We start from the raw sequence: 3,866 nt of genomic DNA, 5'->3' as shown, positions 1-3,866 counted from the left end.
TAGTCATGATAATAGGGCCTTCTGATTAGAAGGCCCTATTATCAATGATTTTTATCCTCGTGACGACACTATCTAGAGAGTGACTTGATAAATCCTGATAACACATTCATCCTGTGATTCCCCCGAATCCGAACCATTATTTGTGCAAATTAAGCACATTTATTGTGAGTAGAACGTTCTAGTAAAACGTTCTACTTATCGTGGTAGAAGCGTTTCTTCTCCGCAACTGAAATTTCAATTTTTGTCATAGCAAAATGTGATTATTTGAAGGCGATCAATTATTGGCCATGCGAAAGATAAGGGAAATCTGAGAGGAAACAGGCCCGGCGAACGGGCCTGTAGAAGGGATATCAGGCGACAACGGTGATGCTTTGTCCCTGAAAAACAACGGTTTGTCCGGCGACGATTTTGCAACGTTTACGCGTTTCGACCTTGCCGTCGACCTTGACCAGGCCGTCATCAATGGCGATCTTTGCCTGCGCGCCGCTTTCGCTCCAGCCTTCCAGTTTCAGCAGATCGCAGAGTTCAACGTGCGGATGCTTGCCGAGTGAAAATGTTGCCATCTTATGCTTTCTCCACGTCGTGGTACTCTTCGCACGCCTGCAGCGTGTTCTGAATCAGGGTTGCGACGGTCATCGGGCCAACGCCGCCCGGTACCGGTGTAATGTATGAAGCGCGCGCGGCGGCGTCTTCGTAAACCACATCGCCCACCACTTTGCCGCTTTCCAGACGGTTAATGCCGACATCAATCACGATGGCACCTTCTTTGATCCACTCGCCCGGAATAAAGCCCGGCTTGCCTACCGCGACGACCAGCAGATCGGCGTTTTCCACATGGTGGCGCAAATTTTTGGTGAAGCGGTGGGTCACGGTGGTGGTGCAGCCGGCCAGCAGCAGCTCCATGCTCATCGGGCGGCCAACGATATTGGACGCGCCAATGACCACGGCATTCAGGCCATAGGTATCGATGTTGTAACGCTCAAGCAGCGTCACGATACCGCGCGGGGTGCACGGGCGCAGACGCGGCGCACGCTGGCACAGGCGGCCAACGTTGTACGGGTGGAAGCCGTCGACGTCTTTATCCGGAGAAATGTGCTCCAGCACTTTGACATAATCAATACCGGCGGGCAGCGGTAACTGTACCAGGATGCCGTCGATTTCATTATCCGCATTGAGCTTGTCGATAAGCGTCAGCAGTTCGGCTTCGGTGGTTGTTTCCGGCAAATCGTAAGAGCGGGAGATGAAACCCACCTCTTCACACGCTTTGCGTTTGCTGCCGACATAAATTTGCGACGCAGGGTTGCTACCAACGAGGATAACGGCCAGACCAGGGGCGCGTTTTCCGGCTGCCAGGCGGGCTTTCACCTTTTCAGCAACCTCAGAGCGCACCTGCTGCGCAATCGTTTTACCATCTATAATCTTTGCTGCCATCAGAGAGAGGATTCCATCTGTAACTAAAAAGAAGTGGGGATGTTTATATTTTGTCAGAAGTGCGCGGCGCTGTCAGTTACCGTTTATGTTTCGTGCGTAAAGGCCGGGTGGGGAAAGTGCGGGGCGGTGCTCACTTCGCGAGCAACTGACCGCAAAGCCATTGACTCGACAGGTGTTGACCGTATAATCCCGATCCGCAACTCTCCCGTAAGGGAACTCAGTGCGCCCTTAGCTCAGCTGGATAGAGCAACGGCCTTCTAAGCCGTAGGTCACAGGTTCGAACCCTGTAGGGCGTACCATTTAATTTCAATAAATTACGCTAACTTCAATCCAGCCTGATTTCCCCCTTGTGTCGTATTTGTGTCGTTATTGCCAAAAATGGCATCTATTTTTCGTGCGTGCTCGGTTAAGTGGTTCGGTGCGAGGTGAGCATACCGGCGCACCATTTCGATACTTTCCCAGCCGCCCATCTCCTGCAAAACGGACAACGGAACGCCGGACTGTATTAACCAACTTGCCCAGGTGTGTCGCAGGTCATGAAAGCGGAAGTCCTCAATCCCTGCTTTCTTTAGCCCTGCATTCCAGGCGTTGTTATCGTCAACGCGCATTTTCCTGACCTGTGGAGTTAGCGTCCCGTCTGGCCGGTGCTTTGCTTTCGTGTGAACAAAAACCCACCTGAGGTGCTTGCCCATCTGTTTTCTCAGTACCTGGCATGCGGTATTATTCAGAGCTACGCCAATAGCCTTGCCCGCCTTGGCGTTCTCCGGATTTATCCATGCCACTTTTCTCTGCAGGTCTACCTGCTGCCACTCCAGATCGATGATATTGGAGCGGCGCAGTCCGGTAGCCAGCGCAAATACTACGACTGGCTTTATGCTGTCCGGCATACACTCAATCAGGCGCTCGGCCTCTTCCCGGGTCAGCCAGCGAATGCGTTTACTGACCGGCTTACGGGTTTTCACAAGGGAGCTGTTTTGATCCATCCCCAGTCATTCGCCGCAGCACGCAGCAGGGAACGGATAAAAGAAAGGTGCTGGGCCTTTGTCGCCGGCGAAACATCCTTAGGCTGATATGCAGGAACCTCATTCCCCCTGCGTAACGCCGCATCCCGTTTGCTTTCCCATACCTGCCTGTGCTTACGGTTGATCATCCCGTTTACGGCTTCATGTATTTCCTCTGCCGTAATCTTCGAAACATCCCGCCCCGCAAAATGCTGCAGCCAGAACTCAATCTTTGTTCTGTCGTCATCCAGCGACTTCTTATGCTCTTTTTCCCGTAACCACCGGATGCAGCACTCTTCAAAGGTGCGAGTGGGCAGATCACCAATCTGATCCACCCGCCACGCCTCAGCTTTTAACCTGTCGTGGAGTTCCTGCGCTTGCTTTTTGTCCCCCGTACCAAGAGATCGCCTAACTCTTTTTCCTGACGGCGTAAAGAAATGACAGTGCCAAACGCCGCCCCTGAGGGTGATTGACATAATTTATCCTCGTTATGCTCACCCGCGCTCGCGATAACAGGATCGCGCGGGGTTTTTAAATACGCAATACAGGCAACATCCGTTGTGCGGTATTTGTTCCCGATTTTCTGCCCCGCCAGTTGCCCGGAATCAATCAGCCGATAAATGGTACGCGCCGAAACCAGGAGTAATTCAGCGGCCTGTTTGGCTGTTATGGGTCGCTCAGTAATCATGGTGATCCCTATGGCCCCTTCCGGGGCCAGTCAATTCAACGTTGATGCTTGCCGCGTTTTTCTGCGTCAGCCTGGCAACTCGCACACATCCGGCAGCCAGGTGCTGCATGGCGCCGCGCCTCTTCGATTTCATCCCCGCATTCATCACAGTGCGTCGCTGATACCGCGTTGCGGTCGATGCGAAATCTGGCAACAGCCTGGTCAATGCGCGCCTGCGCTATCTCGTTCGCTGTGTCTATGGCGTCTGGTTTCACTGTTACACCCCTGCAAGAATATCGGGAATATCAACCTCGTCGCCCAGCGTTGAGGCGACAACCGCTCGACAGATGGCGATTTGTGGGGTTTCACCAAACCAATCTTCATATCTGGCGTTCCAGCCAACAGAGTTAACTCTTGTACTCGCCTGCCAGCCCTCCGTGCCTGCTGAAACAATCCTCAGGTCGTGCTCTTCAATCAGCGGTCCGCACTGGCTCCAGTCGGTTGATGGCGAGTATTCTTCAACTTCATGACAGCTACTTCTCGGTCCGATCGTGCATCCATCAGAGCTACAATGTATTCCCTCTCTGACGTCGAACCGCCGTTGGGATGGTGAGTGAGTTGTCACCATTTCTCCCATTGCCATAGCCATGGAGTAATCCAACTGAGTACCGCTCAGCTCTGCTGTTTTAACTTTCATGCTGCACCGCCTTCTGGGTTGCATGGCTGACGGAAGACCGCGCGGGATGGTGACCAGTCGCAATATGTAT

5 protein-coding genes, 1 tRNA gene and 1 pseudogene are annotated in these 3,866 nt (G+C 53.1%); 1 reads left to right on the top strand and 6 read right to left on the bottom strand.

Annotation, left to right across the window (positions count from 1 at the left end; translation table 11 throughout):
- Positions 1-350: 350 nt before the first annotated feature.
- A complete protein-coding gene (gene ybcJ / locus ACSZPU_RS24100) occupies positions 351-563 on the bottom strand; it encodes a ribosome-associated protein YbcJ (RefSeq protein ID WP_499004067.1) in 213 nt (70 codons plus the stop codon).
- A 1-nt stretch (position 564) separates the two neighbouring features.
- Positions 565-1,431, bottom strand: coding sequence for a bifunctional methylenetetrahydrofolate dehydrogenase/methenyltetrahydrofolate cyclohydrolase FolD (gene folD, locus ACSZPU_RS24095; protein ID WP_041852424.1), 867 nt, complete (start codon positions 1,429-1,431; stop codon positions 565-567).
- A gap of 222 nt (positions 1,432-1,653) precedes the next feature.
- Between folD and ACSZPU_RS24090 the strand changes: the two genes are divergently transcribed.
- Positions 1,654-1,730, top strand: a tRNA-Arg gene (locus ACSZPU_RS24090).
- Positions 1,731-1,745: 15 nt separating this feature from the next.
- Here ACSZPU_RS24090 and ACSZPU_RS24085 read toward each other — a convergent pair.
- From ACSZPU_RS24085 to ACSZPU_RS24070, 4 genes and pseudogenes are all read right to left on the bottom strand, one after another.
- Positions 1,746-2,902 (bottom strand): annotated as a pseudogene (locus tag ACSZPU_RS24085) (tyrosine-type recombinase/integrase).
- On the bottom strand, positions 2,785-3,120 hold the full coding sequence (locus ACSZPU_RS24080; protein ID WP_499004064.1) for a helix-turn-helix domain-containing protein: 336 nt from the start codon (positions 3,118-3,120) through the stop codon (positions 2,785-2,787). The pseudogene ACSZPU_RS24085 and the gene ACSZPU_RS24080 overlap by 118 nt, the downstream one beginning before the upstream one ends.
- A gap of 35 nt (positions 3,121-3,155) precedes the next feature.
- Positions 3,156-3,374, bottom strand: a complete 219-nt coding sequence (locus ACSZPU_RS24075) for a TraR/DksA C4-type zinc finger protein (protein ID WP_499004061.1) — start codon at positions 3,372-3,374, stop codon at positions 3,156-3,158.
- A 2-nt stretch (positions 3,375-3,376) separates the two neighbouring features.
- Positions 3,377-3,796 (bottom strand): phage protein NinX family protein, encoded by a 420-nt coding sequence (locus tag ACSZPU_RS24070; RefSeq protein ID WP_499004059.1) that lies wholly within the window; start codon positions 3,794-3,796, stop codon positions 3,377-3,379.
- Positions 3,797-3,866 lie beyond the last annotated feature (70 nt).

Origin of the sequence: Phytobacter sp. V69 (assembly GCF_965644215.1) — a bacterium.
Taxonomy (GTDB): Bacteria; Pseudomonadota; Gammaproteobacteria; order Enterobacterales; family Enterobacteriaceae; genus Phytobacter.
This window is presented reverse-complemented; position numbering and strand designations above follow the sequence as displayed.

Excerpts from the sequence above, each read along its gene's own strand:
- ybcJ (WP_499004067.1), bottom strand. The coding sequence starts at position 563 with ATGGCAACATTTTCACTCGGCAAGCATCCGCACGTTGAACTCTGCGAT.
- folD (WP_041852424.1), bottom strand. The coding sequence starts at position 1,431 with ATGGCAGCAAAGATTATAGATGGTAAAACGATTGCGCAGCAGGTGCGC.
- ACSZPU_RS24080 (WP_499004064.1), bottom strand. The coding sequence starts at position 3,120 with ATGATTACTGAGCGACCCATAACAGCCAAACAGGCCGCTGAATTACTC.
- ACSZPU_RS24070 (WP_499004059.1), bottom strand. The coding sequence starts at position 3,796 with ATGAAAGTTAAAACAGCAGAGCTGAGCGGTACTCAGTTGGATTACTCC.